11 protein-coding genes are annotated in these 14,965 nt (G+C 69.8%); 4 read left to right on the forward strand and 7 right to left on the reverse strand.

Annotated elements, in window-relative coordinates; genetic code table 11:
* Positions 1 to 4: 4 nt before the first annotated feature.
* A complete protein-coding gene (locus ACFVUT_RS09100) occupies positions 5 to 1,816 on the forward strand; it encodes a bifunctional metallophosphatase/5'-nucleotidase (RefSeq protein WP_389646226.1) in 1,812 nt (603 codons plus the stop codon).
* 444 nt (positions 1,817 to 2,260) lie between these two features.
* Here ACFVUT_RS09100 and ACFVUT_RS09105 read toward each other — a convergent pair whose 3' ends face one another.
* Positions 2,261 to 2,806, reverse strand: coding sequence for a hypothetical protein (locus ACFVUT_RS09105; protein ID WP_389646223.1), 546 nt, complete (start codon positions 2,804 to 2,806; stop codon positions 2,261 to 2,263).
* Between the two features lie 73 nt (positions 2,807 to 2,879).
* On the opposite strand from ACFVUT_RS09105, the gene ACFVUT_RS09110 reads away from it, so the two are divergent.
* Positions 2,880 to 3,446: a hypothetical protein gene (locus tag ACFVUT_RS09110; RefSeq protein ID WP_389646221.1), complete on the forward strand. Its 567-nt coding sequence runs from the start codon at positions 2,880 to 2,882 to the stop codon at positions 3,444 to 3,446.
* Between the two features lie 134 nt (positions 3,447 to 3,580).
* Here ACFVUT_RS09110 and ACFVUT_RS09115 read toward each other — a convergent pair whose 3' ends face one another.
* The 3 genes from ACFVUT_RS09115 to pepN all read right to left on the reverse strand — a co-directional run bounded on the left by ACFVUT_RS09115 (position 3,581) and on the right by pepN (position 9,156).
* Positions 3,581 to 4,999, reverse strand: a complete 1,419-nt coding sequence (locus ACFVUT_RS09115) for a lysine N(6)-hydroxylase/L-ornithine N(5)-oxygenase family protein (protein ID WP_389646218.1) — start codon at positions 4,997 to 4,999, stop codon at positions 3,581 to 3,583.
* Complete coding sequence (locus tag ACFVUT_RS09120) at positions 4,996 to 6,402, reverse strand: pyridoxal phosphate-dependent decarboxylase family protein (RefSeq protein ID WP_389646215.1); 1,407 nt, start codon at positions 6,400 to 6,402, stop codon at positions 4,996 to 4,998. Before ACFVUT_RS09120 ends, ACFVUT_RS09115 begins: the two co-directional genes overlap by 4 nt.
* Positions 6,403 to 6,651: 249 nt before the next feature.
* Positions 6,652 to 9,156, reverse strand: a complete 2,505-nt coding sequence (gene pepN, locus ACFVUT_RS09125; RefSeq protein WP_389646212.1) for an aminopeptidase N — start codon at positions 9,154 to 9,156, stop codon at positions 6,652 to 6,654.
* 777 nt (positions 9,157 to 9,933) lie between these two features.
* Between pepN and ACFVUT_RS09130 the strand changes: the two genes are divergently transcribed.
* Positions 9,934 to 10,377, forward strand: coding sequence for a hypothetical protein (locus ACFVUT_RS09130; protein ID WP_389646209.1), 444 nt, complete (start codon positions 9,934 to 9,936; stop codon positions 10,375 to 10,377).
* A gap of 158 nt (positions 10,378 to 10,535) precedes the next feature.
* On the opposite strand, the gene ACFVUT_RS09135 is transcribed toward ACFVUT_RS09130, so the two are convergent.
* Both ACFVUT_RS09135 and ACFVUT_RS09140 read right to left on the reverse strand, forming a co-directional pair.
* Positions 10,536 to 10,904 (reverse strand): chorismate mutase, encoded by a 369-nt coding sequence (locus tag ACFVUT_RS09135; protein ID WP_389646206.1) that lies wholly within the window; start codon positions 10,902 to 10,904, stop codon positions 10,536 to 10,538.
* An 11-nt stretch (positions 10,905 to 10,915) separates the two neighbouring features.
* On the reverse strand, positions 10,916 to 11,809 hold the full coding sequence (locus ACFVUT_RS09140) for a helix-turn-helix domain-containing protein (protein ID WP_389646203.1): 894 nt from the start codon (positions 11,807 to 11,809) through the stop codon (positions 10,916 to 10,918).
* Positions 11,810 to 12,036: 227 nt separating this feature from the next.
* On the opposite strand from ACFVUT_RS09140, the gene ACFVUT_RS09145 reads away from it, so the two are divergent.
* Positions 12,037 to 13,842 carry a beta-galactosidase family protein gene (locus tag ACFVUT_RS09145; protein ID WP_389646200.1) on the forward strand — a complete coding sequence of 602 codons (1,806 nt, stop codon included), beginning with the start codon at positions 12,037 to 12,039 and terminating at the stop codon, positions 13,840 to 13,842.
* 160 nt (positions 13,843 to 14,002) lie between these two features.
* Here ACFVUT_RS09145 and ACFVUT_RS09150 read toward each other — a convergent pair whose 3' ends face one another.
* Positions 14,003 to 14,779: a S1 family peptidase gene (locus ACFVUT_RS09150; RefSeq protein WP_389646197.1), complete on the reverse strand. Its 777-nt coding sequence runs from the start codon at positions 14,777 to 14,779 to the stop codon at positions 14,003 to 14,005.
* Positions 14,780 to 14,965: the final 186 nt, after the last annotated feature.

Below are 14,965 nucleotides of genomic sequence, written 5' to 3' on the forward strand. Positions count from 1 at the left end.
AGAAATGCCGCTGAACCGTAGGACGTTCCTGGGCACATCGGCGGCTGCCGGTGCCGGTGTGGCGATCGTGGGCGGTTCCGCCGTTCCTGCCGCTGCACAGGGGCAGGGTCATGGGCATGAGCAGGGGCGTCCGCCGAAGCGGTACTCGTTCACCGTGATGGGCACCACCGATCTGCACGGAAATGTGTTCAACTGGGACTATTTCACCGATCAGGAGTTCGACGACAAGGCGCACAACGATGTCGGTCTGGCGAAGATCTCCACGCTGGTGGACCAGGTGCGCGAGGAGAAGGGCCGCCGGAACACCCTGTTGATCGATGCGGGTGACACGATCCAGGGCACGCAGTTGTCGTACTACTACGCGAAGATCGATCCGATCACGGCGAAGCGCGGCCCGGTGCATCCGATGGCGCAGGCGATGAACGCGATCGGTTATGACGCCGCGGCGCTCGGTAACCACGAGTTCAACTACGGTATTCCGGTTCTGCGGAAGTTCGAGGAGCAGTGCGACTTTCCGCTGCTGGGTGCGAACGCGCTGGACGCGAAGACGTTGCGGCCGGCGTTCGCTCCGTATGTGATCAGGAAGATGCGCACTCCGCACGGTCCGGATGTGAAGGTGGCGATCCTGGGTCTGACCAATCCGGGGATCGCGATCTGGGACAAGGCGAATGTCAGCGGGAAGATGGTGTTTCCCGGTCTGGAGGAGCAGGCGGCGAAGTTCGTGCCGCGGCTGCGTTCCATGGGTGCGGATGTGGTGATTGTTTCGGCGCACTCGGGCAACAGTGGTACGTCGTCGTACGGGGATCAGATTCCGTATGTGGAGAACGCGGCCGGTCTGGTGGCCGAGCAGGTGCCGGGTATTGACGCGATCCTGGTCGGGCATGCGCATCTGGAGATCCCCGAGTATTTCGTGGAGAACAAGCAGACCGGCAAGAAGGTGGTGCTCTCCGAGCCGTTGAAGTGGGGGCAGCGGTTGACGTTGTTCGACTTCGACCTGGTGTGGGAGAAGGGCCGCTGGGTGGTGGAGAAGGCGGGCTCGCAGGTGTTGAACTCGAACACCGTGGCCGAGGACCCGAAGATCACGAAGCTGCTGGTCGATGAGCACGAGAAGGTCGTGGCGTACGTCAACCAGGTCATCGGTACGTCGACGGCGGCGATGACGACGGAGGAGGCGGCGTGGAAGGACGAGCCGATCATCGATCTGATCAACTTCGTGCAGGCGGAGACGGTGAAGGGGGCGCTCGCGGGTGGTGAGTACGCGGCGCTTCCCGTGCTGTCGCAGGCGTCCTGTTTCTCGCGTACGGCGCAGATCCCGGCCGGGAATGTGACGATCAAGGATGCGGCCGGTCTGTATCCGTTCGAGAACACGCTTGAGGCGCGGTTGCTGACCGGTGCGCAGATCAAGGAGTATCTGGAGTTCTCGGCCCGGTATTACGTGCAGACGGCGGTGGGTGCGCCGGTGGATCCGGCGGCGTTGACGAACGCGGACAACACTCCTGATTACAACTATGACGCGGTGTCGGGTCTGACGTACGAGATCGATATCGCGAAGCCGAATGGTTCGCGGATCGTGAATCTGTCGTTCGGGGGTGCGCCGATCGATCCGGCGGCGCAGTTCGTGCTGGCGGTGAACAACTATCGGGCGAGCGGTGGGGGGAACTTCCCGCACGTGGCCGGTGCGAAGCAGTTGTGGGCGAATTCTGAGGAGATCCGGAACACGATCATCGCTTGGGTGCAGGCGAAGGGGTCGGTGGACAGTGCGGAGTTCGCTTCGGTGGACTGGCGTCTGACGCGTGAGGGTGTGCCGGTGTTCTAGGGGTTTGTGGGGGGGGTGGTCGGAACGGGCACCTGCGCCCCTGTTCAGGAGGCGCGGGTGCCGGGCCCGGGTGCCGGGTGTGGGTGCCGGGCCCGAGTGTCGGGTGTGGGTGTGACGGTCGTCGGTGCCCGCTGGCATAGTGCCCGGCATGTTCGGACGGATAGGGATCATCAGATGTCTGGCCGCTCTGGCGGCTTGTCCTGCTGTCGTCCTCGCTTCGGCCCCGGTGCCCGCGGTGGCCGATGGTGCGGGTGGGGTTGTGCTTCGGTTGGAGGCTCCGGCGGCCTTCCGGATGTACGGCGCGGACGAGGGGGCGGGGGCGGCGAACAGTGACTTCGTTGTGCCGGTCGCCGTCGTGCGCGGCGGCGGTGGTCCGGCCCGCAATGTGAAGGTCGTTGTGGACGCGTCGGGGCTGGGGGGTGTCGCCCGGGCGGGGAAGGGTGGTTACGGGAACTGTACGGGCGAGGGTCCGGTGTTCACGTGCAGGTACGGCGACGTGCAGAACGGGGACGGGGAGTCGAATGCGCCGTTCACGCTCCATGGTGTGGCGGGCGTCGAGCCGGGTGACAGTGGGACGGTGACGTATACGGCGTCGGCTGACAACGCGGCTCCGGTCACCGGTACGACGCGGATGACGGTGGGTGGTCCCACGCTGCACGCGCCCGAGGAGGCGGTGGCGGTGAAGGGTGTGGTGCCGGGGAAGTCGGTGTCGTTCACTCCGCGGTTCGCCAATCGCAGCCGGTTCGCGGCGGGGCGGGGGGTCGCTCTGCGTATCCGTGCGGAGGACGGTCTGCTGTTGACGTCGCGTCCGAGCAACTGTTTCTTCGATGCCTCGTCCACGTCGGCGTGGTGTCTGTTCTCCACGAAGGCCGGTCCGGGCACCGCGTACCGTACGGGTTCGCCGATCGGTTTTACGGCTGCGGCGGGGAGTCTGACGGGCTCGCTGTCGTACAGCTGGTCGTCGGAGCCGGAGAGGCCCGGTGACCTCACCGTGCGTGGTGGGGGTGCCCCGTTGGTTCTGGTCGGGGCGGACGGTCGGGGGTTCACGGGTGGTGGTGGCCGTGTGAACGTCGAGACGACGGTGCAGGTGGACTACGAGCCGGTGGCGGCGGCTGTGCGGGGCCGGGTCGGTGACACGGTGAAGGTGCGGCTCGGGGTGCGTGACCACGGGCCCGGCCGGCTGCTGGGCTCGGAGGTGATGGGTGGTTTCGAGGTGGTTCCTCCGGAGGGGACCACGGTCACTTCCGTGCCGTTCACCTTTGAGGATTCGCAGGGCCGTTGGGCGTGCAAGCGGCCGGAGGAGCCGGGTGGGGCGTTTGTCTGCGACATCGGTTTCGATGACTTCTCCGAGGTGCGGCACGAGGGTGGTGTGACGGTGATCGATTTCCATGTCCGTATCGATCGGCAGGTGCCTGGCGCGGTGGGCTCCATTCGGACGTACAACCCTTTCGACCGGACGCCGGGGAATGACACGGCTGTCATTCCGCTCGATGCGTCGCCGGCTCTGCCTTACCGGTTCTCTCGGGATCCGGTGGTGTGGACGGTGGGTGGCGCGGGGGTGGTGGTGTTTGTGGTTCTGGTGGTCTGGTATCGGCGTCGGTGTCGGCGAGGGGTGTCCGGGGTGGGGTGAGTGTGTTGGCCGCTGTGGGGGTGGTGGTTGTGCGGCGGCCGGTGGGTTTCTTGTGTCCGGTGGGTTTCTCGTGTCCGGTGGGTTTCTCGTGTCCGGTGGCCGGGGGTGCGGTTGTCTGCTGTTGGGGGTGGGTGTCAGTTGCCGTGGGTGAGGGGGATGAGGTCGGGGTTCTGGGTGGGGATGGGTGGGGTGTGGGGGGTGAGGCCGAAGGTGGTGAAGGCGGTGCGTTGCGGGAGGGGGTAGGGATTGGTGCCGGTGAGGTCGTTGAGGATGGTGGCGCTGCGCCAGGCGGCGAGTCCGAGGTCGGGGGCGCCGACGCCGTGGGTGTGGCGTTCGGCGTTCTGGACGTAGACGTTGCCGGTGACGGTGGGGTCGAGGGCGAGGCGGAAGCGGTGGTCGATGCGGGGGCGTGCGGAGGCGTCGCGGCGCATGTAGGGGTCGAGGCCGGTGAGGATGCGGTCGAGGGAGCGTTCGCGGTAGCCGGTGGCGAGGATGACGGCGTCGGTGGTGAGGCTGGTGCGGGTGTTCTGCTGGGTGTGTTCGAGGTGGAGTTCGACGCGGTTGTTGGTGAGGCGTCCTGCGGTGCGTACGGAGACTCCGGGGGTGAGGGTGGTGTCGGGCCAGCCGCCGTGGAGGGTGCGGCGGTAGAGCTCGTCGTGGATGGCGGCGATGGTGTCGGCGTCGATGCCTTTGTGGAGTTGCCATTGGTGTGGGATGAGTTCGTCGCGGACGGTTTCGGGCAGGGCGTGGAAGTAGCGGCTGTAGTCGGGGGTGAAGTGTTCCAGGCCGAGTTTGGAGTACTCCATGGGTGCGAAGGCCTGGGTGCGGGCGAGCCAGTGGAGTTTTTCGTGGCCTGCGGGGCGGGCGCGGAGGAGGTCGAGGAAGATTTCGGCGCCTGATTGTCCGGATCCGATGACGGTGATGTGTTCGGCGCGGAGGAGTTCTTCTCGGTGGTGGAGGTAGTCGGCTGAGTGGATGACGGGGACGGGTTCGGCTTCGGCGAGGGGTTTGAGGGGTTCGGGGATGTGGGGTTCGGTGCCGACTCCGAGGGCGATGTGGCGGGTGTAGGCGCGGCCGAGTGCTTCGGCTTCGCCGTCGGCGTCGAGTCCGGTGAAGTCGACTTCGAAGAGGGCGCGTTCGTTGTTCCAGCGGACGGCGTCGACCTGGTGGCTGAAGTGGAGGCCGGGGAGTTGGTTGCTGACCCAGCGGCAGTAGGCGTCGTATTCGGCGCGTTGGATGTGGAAGCGTTCGGCGAAGTAGAAGGGGAAGAGTCGGTCGCGGGTGCGCAGGTAGTTGAGGAAGGTCCAGGGGCTCGCGGGGTCGGCGAGGGTGACGAGGTCGGCGAGGAAGGGGACTTGGAGGCTGGCTCCGTCGATGAGGAGGCCGGGGTGCCAGTGGAAGGCGGGGCGTTGTTCGTAGAAGGTGGCGGCGAGGGGGTGGGGGTTGCCGGGGATGCCGTGGGCGAGGGCGGCGAGGGAGAGGTTGAAGGGGCCGATGCCGATGCCGACGAGGTCGTGCGGGCGGTCGGTTTCGGGGGTGGGCAGGTCGGTCATCGGGGGGTGTTGCCTTCCGCGAGGTCGTGGGCGAGGTGGGTGACGAGGTCGAGGAGTGTGTGGAGGTCGTGGGGGGTGGTGTGGGGGTTGAGGAGGGTGGCTTTGAGCCAGAGGCGGTGGTCGGTGCGGGCGCGGCCGAGTACGGCGTGGCCGCGGGTGAGGAGGGTGCGGCGGATGGTGGCGACGGTGTTGTTGTCGGCGTTGGTGGGTCGGAAGAGGACGGTGCTGATGGTGGGGCGGTCGTAGAGGTCGAGGGTGGGGGTTTGGGCGATGAGGTCGGCGAGGTGGTGGGCGGTGGCGATGGTGCGGTCGATGAGGTCGGCGAGTCCGGTGCGGCCGAGGGCTTTGAGGGTGACGGCGATTTTGAGTGCGTCGGGGCGGCGGGTGGTGCGCAGGGAGCGTCCGAGGAGGTCGGGGAGGCCGGCTTCGGTGTCGTCGTCGGCGTTGAGGTAGGGGGCTTGGTGGTGGAGTGTGTGGAGGTGGGTGTGGTCGGGGACGGCGAGGATGCTTGCGGGTGCGGGTTGCCAGCCGAGTTTGTGGAGGTCGAGGGTGACGCTGTGGGCGCGGTCGAGTCCGTGGACTTTGCCTCGGTGGGTGGGGCTGAAGAGGAGGGGGCCGCCGTAGGCGGCGTCGATGTGGAGTTCGGCGTTGTGGGTGGTGCAGAGGTCGGCGATGTCGGCGAGGGGGTCGATCTGGCCGGTGTCGGTGGTGCCGGCGGTGGCGGTGACGAGGAGGGGGCGGTGGAGTTCGGTGAGGGCTTCGTCGAGTGCGGCGAGGTCCATGACGCCTGTGGGGGCGGGGATGGTGACGGGGGTGGGGAGTCCGAGGAGCCAGGCGGCGCGGGTGATGCTGTGGTGGGCGTTGGCGGCGCAGATGGTCTGGACGGGGCCGTTGCGTTCGCGGGCGAGGAGGAGGGCGAGTTGGTTGGCTTCGGTGCCGCCGGTGGTGAGGAGTGCGTCGGGTGTGGGGTGGTGGGGGTAGATCTCGGTGGCGAGTGCGGTGGTGATGTCGGCTTCGAGGGTGGAGGCGGCGGGGGCTTGGTCCCAGGAGTCCATGGAGGGGTTGAGGGCGGAGGCGGCGAGGTCCGCGGCGGTGGCGAGGGCGAGGGGTGGGGTGTGCAGGTGGGCTGTGCAGAGGGGGTGTGCGGGGTCTGCGGCGCCTTCGGTGAGGGCGGTGATGAGGGTGCGTAGGGCGTGGTGGGGGTCGGTGCCGTGGTCGGGGATGGTGGGGTGGGTGGCGGTGCGCGTGCGGGGGGTGATGGTGTCGGGTCCGCCGGCGGGGAGGGGGCCGTCGCGTCGGTGGGCGCCGTCGTGGAGTGCGGTGAGGACGGTGTCGATGAGGGGGCGGAGGGCGGCGGGTCCGGTGGTGTTTCCGGCGAGGGGTGGGGTGGTGGGGGTGGGCATGGTGGTGGGGCCCTTCGGGTGCGCTGGGTGGGGGTGGTGGGCATGGGTGGGCCTGTCAGCTTGTCCGGGTTTTCGGGTGCGCTGTCGGAGAGCTCGGTGATCTGAACTCGAAAGGGGGATGTGGGTGGGGTGTGGGGGGTGTTGTCGGGGGTTTTGGTGGTATGGGTGTGCCGCTGGATATGGGTGTGCCCGGCGCGTCCCTGTGTGGTGGGGGCGCCGGGCACGGTGGTTCCGGTGTGGGGTGGTGGGTCAGTGGGTGTCGCGTACGGCGAGGGCGCGGCGCAGGTCGTCGATCTGGTCGGTGAGTTTGCGGCGGAGTGCGGGGGTGAGGTCGTTGTTGTCGAGGGCTTGTTGGCCGAGGTGGAGGTGGTGGGTGTCGATGGTGTGGGCGGGGAAGGCGTAGCGGCCGGCGGCTTCGGCGATGGCGGGGCCGCGGCGGGCGGCGAGCTGGGTCGCTTCGGGGTAGTAGCGGGGTACGTAGTCGGCGACGAGGTCGGCTTGTTCGGGTTGCCAGAAGCCTTGGGCGGTGGCGGCGAAGAGGTAGTTGGAGAGGTTGTCGTCGTTGAACAGGGCGTGCCAGGCGGCGGCTTTGGTGTGGGGGGTGGGGAGGGCGGCGCGGCAGCGGGCGGCGCCTTCCTGGCCGGTGGCGCTGGGGTCCTGGTGGAGTTCGGTGGCGATGGTGGTTTCGTCGGTGGCGCCGAGGACGGCGAGGCGGGTGAGGATGCGCCAGCGGAGTTCGGGGTCGAGTTCGGGTCCGCCGGGGACGGTGCCGTTGGTGAGCCAGTCGTGGATGGTGTGGGGTTGGGTGGCGGCGTCGATGAGGTGGCGTACGGCGACGAGGCGCAGTCCGGGGTTGTGGCCGTCTTCGGTGCGGCGGATGAGGTCGCGGCAGAGGGTGGTGAGGGTGGCGAGGGCGGTGGGGCGGTTTTCGGGGGTGAGGTAGCGGTCGGTGATCTGGGTTCGGGCGAAGGCGAGTACGCCTTGGGTGAGGGCGAGGTCGGTTTCGTGCGGGAGGTGTGCGCGGGCGGCTTCGAGGTAGGTGGTGGGGGCGAGTTCGCCGTCGCGGACCATGTCGCGGGCGGTGTTCCAGATGACGGCGCGGGTCAGTGCGTCGGGGATGCCGGACAGGTCGCGCAGGACGGTGTCCCAGGAGGTGGGGTCGAGGCGGACCTTGGTGTAGCTGAGGTCGCCGTCGTTGAGGACGACGAGGGCGGGGCGGCGGCCGGGCAGTGTCGTGGGGGTGTCGTGGTGGGGGATGTCGATCTCGAACCGTTCGCGCAGGAGGAGGCGGTCGGGGCCGGAGTGGGCGTCGGGGGCGTGGTCGTAGGCGCCGACGGCGATGCGGTGGGGTCGGTTGCCGTGGTGGTCGACGGTGAGGGTCCAGGTGTTTTCGGACTCGTCGATGTGGGGGGTGAGGGTGTCGACTCCGGTGGTGCGCAGCCAGGTGTCGGCCCAGGCGTGGACGTCGCGGTCGGTGGCGGACGCGAGGTTGTCGATGAGGTCGGCGAGGGTGGCGTTGGCGAATTTGTGGCGGGTGAAGTGGGTGTTGATGCCGGCCAGGAAGTCTTTTTCGCCGATCCAGGTGACGAGTTGGCGCAGGGCGGATGCGCCTTTGGCGTAGGAGATGCCGTCGAAGTTGAGCATGGCGGAGGCGGTGTCGGGGACGGCGTCGGGGTCGGGGGCTACGGGGTGGGTGGAGGGGCGTTGGTCGGCGTCGTATCCCCAGCCTTTGCGGACGACGCCGAAGTCGACCCAGGTGTGGGTGAAGCGGGTGGCTTCGGCGAGGGTCTGGTAGCCCATGTATTCGGCGAAGGACTCGTTGAGCCAGATGTCGTCCCACCAGGCGAGGGTGACGAGGTCGCCGAACCACATGTGGGCCATTTCGTGGGCGATGACCATGCCGCGGGTCTGGCGTTCGGTGTCGGTGACGGCGGAGCGGTAGATGAATTCGTCGCGGAAGGTGACGAGTCCGGGGTTCTCCATGGCGCCGGCGTTGAATTCGGGGACGAATGCCTGGTCGTAGGAGTCGAAGGGGTAGGGCTCGTCGAACTTTTTGTGGTAGCGGTCGAAGCAGGCGCGGGTGATGTCGAGGATTTCGTCGGCGTCGGTGTCGAGGTGGGGGGCGAGTGAGCGGCGGCAGTGGATGCCGAAGGGCAGTCCGGCGTGTTCGGTGGTCACGGAGTGCCAGGGGCCGGCGGCGACGGCGACGAGGTAGGTGGAGATCGGTGGGGTGGCGGCCAGGGCCCATCGGCCGTCGCCCCGGTGTTCGGCGATGCCGTTGCCGAGGACGGTCCAGTCTTCGGGTGCGGTGACGGTGAGTTCGAAGACGGACTTGAGGTCGGGCTGGTCGAAGGCGGCGAAGACGCGCTGGACGTCTTCCATGAACAGTTGGGTGTAGGTGTAGGTCTCGCCGTCGGTGGGGTCGGTGAAGCGGTGCATGCCTTCGCCGGTGCGGGAGTAGCGCATGGCGGCGTCGATGCGGAGTTCGTGTGCGCCGGTGGTGAGTGCGGTGAGCGGGAAGCGGTTCTCGGTGAGGTCGGCGGGGTCGAGGGGCTGTCCGTCGAGGCTGATCGAGCGCAGGGTGGCCGGCTTGAGTTCGACGAAGGTGTCTCCGGCCGCGGTCGCGGTGAACTGGATGACGGTTCGGGAGTCGAAGGTCTCCTCCCCCGCGGTCAGATCGAGGTCGATCGTGTAGCGGTGTACGTCGAGGAACTGGGCTCGGGTCTGCGCTTCGTCGCGCGTCAGTACGGACATGCGTCCATGCTGCCGTACGGGGTGGGCGGGGCGCAGGCGGGTTCTCCGGGAGCCGAACGGGGGTGTGCGGGTGGTCCTTGCGGTACAGGGCGGCGATTTGATCTCGGGCCGTCCGGTGGAGTGCAGGAGTTTGTCGATGGCTGGGTTCGACGTGCTGGCGGTGTTGCGGCGGGCAGGGGGGCCGTTTTGTCGTGGGGCGGGTGAGTGGGCGGGTTGGTGGGACGGCGCTGTCCGTCGCATCCGCGCCCGCCTGTGCAACCGTACGGACGGCCACCGCGTCCCGCGTTGCGACAGACGCGTGCCGGGCACTGCGGGCCGGTGCCGACGGGTGCCGGGTCGGTGGCGGTGGGGGTATCGAGGTGGGGGCTCGGAGTGTCCGAAGAGGTCATGAGGGGAGTCGGGCCGGACCGCGGGCGGACGTGGGGTTCCGGGCCGCGGTTCGTCGGTGTCGTGCCGTGGGGAGTCGGGGCGGGTGCGGTCGCCTGGTGTCTCGCCGGGGTCCGGCGTGCCGACGTCATGCGGAACTACCCCTGGAACGCGTGGACTCCGATCGGTTACGGGGCGGTCAGGGGGGTGTTCCTGGGGCTGTTGGCCGGCGGGTGTGCCGTGCTGTGTCTTCGGCTGGGGTCGACGGTCCGCAGGAACAGGAACAGGAACAGGAACAGGAAGGGGACGGGAGGGGAGACGGGGACGGGAGGGGAGACGGGGACGGGAGGGGAGACGGGGGCGGCGCGGTTCGCGGTCCTGGTCTTCGCCGGTGCGCTACTGGGCGGGCTCGTGCCCGGGTCTGTCCGGGACTTCATGGGCGCGCCGCAGCCGCGGACTCTGTACTACTTTGACGGGCCGAGGCCGGTGTCGGAGTGGTACTGGCGGCCGTTGCTGTCCGAATGGCTCACCTTCACGGTGCTGCCCGCGCTCGGCTGTGCGGCGCTTCTGGCGGTGGGCGCCCTGGTGACGGCCCGGTCCACGCGCCGCGAGAGCGTCCGCTGGGTGGTGCCCGCCCTGGTGGGGGTGGGTCTGCTGGTTCTTCCGCACTGCGCGGCCGCCGGGCTGCCCGCGCCCGAGGGCAATGGCGAACACGTCAATGAGTCGGCAACGGCCGGGCTCGCCGTCCTGTCCACGGGGTTCGGGCTGCTGGTGAGTGCCTGGGTGGCCTGGTCGAGGCGCAAGCGGGCGGACGGACGGCGCGTCCCGGATCCCTCACGGCAGGCGGACGAGTAGCTTCCGGCCCGATGACCGCGGGCGCACTCCCGCGCCGGGCCGGACGCGCCGAGCCGGACGCGCCGAACCGGACGCGCCGAACCGGACGCGCCGAGCCGGAGGCGCCGAGCCGGAGGCGCCGAGCCGGAGGCGCCGAGCCGGAGGCAGGCCCGCGGCGCTCACACCTCCCCGTTCACCGCCGACGCCTCGTCGTTCACCGCCGGCTTCTCCGCGGTCGCCGCCGACTCGTCCGCGATCCGCTCGTGGTGGCGGATGACCTCCGCCACGATGAAGTTGAGCAGCTTCTCCGCGAAGGCCGGATCCAGGTGCGCGCTCTCCGCCAGCTGCCTCAGGCGGGCGATCTGTCGGCTCTCGCGGGCCGGGTCGGCCGGCGGGAGGTGGTGGGCGGCCTTGAGATGGCCCACCTGCTGGGTGCACTTGAAGCGTTCGGCGAGCATGTGGACAACAGCGGCGTCAATGTTGTCGATGCTCTCGCGCAGCCGGTTCAGTTCCGCGCGTACGGACTCGTCGATGTCCCTCGTGGTCATGGTCGTCGAGCTTAGACGGCCGGGCCGGACGGGGTGATCGTCGGTGGGTCGTGCGGGTCCGGTACCTGGTCGCTCCAGCCGCCCGGGACACTGCGGCCCTGCTGATCGCGGAACCGGACCGGGGCGGTCCCGACCCGGCGGGCGAAGAGGCGTGAGAAGTACGCCGGGTCGTCGTAGCCGACGCGCCGGGCGACCGCGGCGACCGGCAGGTCGGTGGCGGCCAGTAGCTCCTTGGCGCGGCCGAGCCGGATACCGAGGAGGTAGTCCTTCGGACTGCATCCCGCGCCCCGCCGCACCGCCGTGCGCAGTTCGGCGGGTGTCATTCCGTGCCGGGCCGCGTGCTCGGCGACGGAGAGCGGTTGGAATGCGTCGCGGGCGAGAGCCCGCAGGACGGGGTCGCCCTCGGGGCTGACATCGGCGCGGGACCGGCGCAGAGCGACGAGGAGCTCGTGGACGGCGGCGCCCGTCTCGACCTCCAGCAGCGGGTTGCCGCGCCGCGCGGCCCGTACCATCCGCCCCACCGCCGCTCGCGGGCCTGCCGTGTCCGCGAGCGGGACGAGCGGACGGTCGGGCTCGATGTAGCCGAGCTCGGTGTACGTGGTGGTGGCGGGGCCGGTGAAGTCGACGAAGCTTTCGTCCCAGCCGGTGCCCGGGTCGGCGCCGTAGTGGTGCGGGGTGCCGGGAGTCAGCCAGATCAGGCTGGGTGCGACGACGGGCATCCGGCGGCCGTCCGAGCCGTTGTACCAGCCGCTGCCGGAGTGGATGACGACGGCGACATGGTGGTCCAGGGTGCGCGGGCCGACCGTCGGCAGGGCGCCGTGCTGCAACCCCACTCCCAGGCAGACGAGGCCCAGTCGGTGGTGCAGCGGGCCGGGAGTGAAGAAACGCATCCAGGTGTGGTACACCGGCCGGCTCCCTCCTTTGCCCGTCTCCGCCCGTTCTTGCGTGCCTCGGTCCGAACACGTTGCGTCCAAACAGCAGTGATCTTTGTCCATGGACCGGCCGCACGCCAGGGGGCGATGGTGGGTTGCGACATTCTTCCCGGGTTCGCCCGCTCCGTGGTGCGTGCCGTCCGTACGGCCCGGGGCGCGGCGGGGTCCTGGGCCCACACGCACAGGAGAGTACGAGCACGATGGCTGAATTCACCGTGGGGGACGATGACTTCCGGTTCGACGGGAAGCCCGTACGGCTGCTGTCGGGGGCCCTGCACTATTTCCGGGTCCACGAGGCGCAATGGGATCACCGGCTGTCGATGCTGCGTGCCATGGGGCTCAACTGCGTCGAGACGTACGTGCCGTGGAATCTCCATGAGCCGCGGCCCGGCCGGTTCCGGGACGTGGCGGCGCTGGGCCGCTTCCTGGACGCGGCTCAGCGGGCCGGGCTGTGGGCGATCGTCCGCCCCGGGCCGTACATCTGTGCCGAGTGGGAGAACGGCGGTCTGCCCGCCTGGGTGACGGGGCGGTTCGGCCGACGGGTGCGGACCCGTGACGCGGAGTACCTGGACGCCGTGGAGCGGTGGTTCACGGTGCTGCTGCCCCAGGTGGTGCGGCGGCAGATCGGACACGGCGGTCCGGTGATCATGGTCCAGGCCGAGAACGAGTACGGGAGCTACGGCACCGACCGGGTCCATCTGCGGCGGGTGACCGGGATACTGCGGGAGCGCGGGGTGACCGTGCCGCTGTTCACCTCCGACGGGCCGGAGGACCACATGCTCACCGGCGGCAGTGTGCCGGGACTGCTCGCCACGGTGAACTTCGGGTCGGGTGCGCGGGAGGCGTTCGAGGTGTTGCGCCGCCATCAGCCGAAGGGGCCGCTGATGTGCATGGAGTTCTGGTGCGGGTGGTTCGAGCACTGGGGTGCCGAGCCGGTCGTACGGGATCCGGCGCGGGCCGCCGACGCGCTGCGGGAGATCCTGGAGTGCGGGGCCTCGGTGAACATCTACATGGCGCACGGGGGGACGAGCTTCGCCGGGTGGGCGGGGGCCAACCGGTCCGGTCCGCTGCAGGACCAGGATCTGCTGCCGACGGTGACGTCGTACGACTACGACGCGCCGATCGACGAGTACGGCCGCCCCACGGAGAAGTTCTGGCGGTTCCGCAAGGTCCTCGCCGAGTACGCGGACGGGCCGCTCCCGGAGCTTCCGCCCGAGCCCGCCGGGCTCGCCGCGCCGGTGCGGGTGGAGCTGACGGACCGGGCGGCGCTGACCGCCGTGCTGGAGGCCCTGGGCGACGAGGAATCGGCGCCGTCGGGCGTTCCGCCGACCTTCGAGGAGCTGGGCGTCGACCGGGGACTGGTGCGCTACCGGGTCGGTGTTCCGGGCCCCCGCCGCCCGTACGCCCTGGGTGTGGTGGGGCTCCGGGACCGGGCCGTGGTGTACGTGGACGGTGTCCGGAGGGGTGTGCTGAGCGACGGGACCGACACCTTGGACGGGCCGGTGGGCGGGCCCGCGGAGGTCGAGCTGTGGGTGGAGTCGCTGGGCCGCGTGAACTACGGGCCGCGGCTCGGCGAGTCCAAGGGGATCACCGGCGGAGTGCTGCACGAGCGTCAGTTCCTGCACGGGGTACGGGCCCGGGCCCTGCGGCTCGAAGCGTTCGAGGAGCCGGACGCCCTGGCCGGGGTGGTGTTCGAGAGTGCCGGGGGGACCGGGCGCAGCGGCCTGTACCGGGGCTCGTTCGAGGTCGTGGGGGTGGACGGCACCGGGTACGCGGGCCTCGAACTGCCGGGCTGGACGCGCGGGTTCGTGTGGGTGAACGGTTTCTGCCTGGGACGCTACTGGTCGGCTGGTCCGCAGCGGACGCTGCACGTTCCGGGGCCGGTGCTGCGGGAGGGCACCAACGAGGTGTGGGTGCTGGAGCTGGAGGAGGCGGGCGCGCCGTATGCGGAGCTGGGCCCGGGGGTGCCCGTGCGGGCGGACGCCCCCGGGGATGTTCAGAGGTGAGTCACGCGCCGGCCGGTGCAGGCCCCGACGCGCGACGCGGGGGCCGACGCCCGGGCCGGTGCACGACGCAGGCCCCGACGCGGGACACGGGGGCCGACGCCGGGGCCGACGCCGGGGCCGGTGCGCGGCACGGGGCCCGGCGGGTGACGCGGGAGCAGGGTCAGAGCGTGGCCGCGGCGGCGGCGATGTCGGCGGCGAAGGTCGAGACCTCGGTGTACACGCCCGGGTAGCCGGGCTCGGCGCAGCCCTCGCCCCAGCTGACGATGCCCACCTGGATCCAGGCTCCGGCGCGGTCCCTGCGGAACATGGGGCCGCCGGAGTCGCCCTGGCAGGCGTCCACGCCGCCCGTCTCGATCAGCCCGGCGCAGATCTCCTCGTCGGGGAGGAGGTCGCCGCTGTACGCGGCCTGGCAGTCGGCGTCGGAGACGAACGGCACGGTGGCCTTCAGCAGATACCGCTGCTGGTCACCGTCCTCGGCGGCGGCGCCCCAGCCGGCGACGGTGAAGGTGCCCTTGTTGTACCTGGTGTTCGTGGCGATCTTCAGCGTCGGCAGGTGCAGGGGCCTGGCGAGTTTGATCAGCGCCCAGTCCTTGCCCAGGCCCGTGTAGCCGGGTGCCTGGAGGACCTTGGTGGACTGGACCTTGATCGCGTGGGGGGACTGGAGGTCGACGACGCCCGCGGTGGCGGTGATGGAGGTGTCGCCGGCCGTGCCGTCCACGCAGTGCGCGGCGGTGAGGACGATGTCCTTGGCGTAGAGGGCTCCGCCACAGCCCATCGACAGCCGCACCATGAAGGGGAACTCGCCCTGGGCGGCGCGTGTTCCGCCGACGATCGGGTTCGGGGCGGCGGACGCTCCGGCGGGCTGGAGGCTGACGGCCGCGAGGACCACGGCGGCTATGACGGAACATCTCTTCACGGCGCGCAGGAGCTGCTTCAACGGACTGCCTTCTTTCGTGGGGGGGGGTTCCCGTGGGGCCATGCCTTGCGCAGGGCCGACCACGGACAGCGAAGTCTATTTGGTCATGCCCCCGACAAGTGCGTGATGGGGATTATCGGGAAGTGATCACGGCCTCACAAGATTCGTTTTCCGGCCAAGATCACGTTTCTCGATGCGGCTACAGTG

The organism is Streptomyces sp. NPDC058051 (genome assembly GCF_042885475.1).
Taxonomy (GTDB): domain Bacteria; phylum Actinomycetota; class Actinomycetes; order Streptomycetales; family Streptomycetaceae; genus Streptomyces.

What these genes read in the sequence shown, in the direction of transcription:
- ACFVUT_RS09120 (WP_389646215.1), bottom strand. Translation starts at nt 6,402, where the DNA reads ATGCCCACCCCCACCACCCCACCCCTCGCCGGAAACACCACCGGACCC.
- ACFVUT_RS09145 (WP_389646200.1), top strand. Translation starts at nt 12,037, where the DNA reads ATGGCTGAATTCACCGTGGGGGACGATGACTTCCGGTTCGACGGGAAG.
- pepN (WP_389646212.1), bottom strand. Translation starts at nt 9,156, where the DNA reads ATGTCCGTACTGACGCGCGACGAAGCGCAGACCCGAGCCCAGTTCCTC.
- ACFVUT_RS09100 (WP_389646226.1), top strand. Translation starts at nt 5, where the DNA reads ATGCCGCTGAACCGTAGGACGTTCCTGGGCACATCGGCGGCTGCCGGT.
- ACFVUT_RS09135 (WP_389646206.1), bottom strand. Translation starts at nt 10,904, where the DNA reads ATGACCACGAGGGACATCGACGAGTCCGTACGCGCGGAACTGAACCGG.
- ACFVUT_RS09115 (WP_389646218.1), bottom strand. Translation starts at nt 4,999, where the DNA reads ATGACCGACCTGCCCACCCCCGAAACCGACCGCCCGCACGACCTCGTC.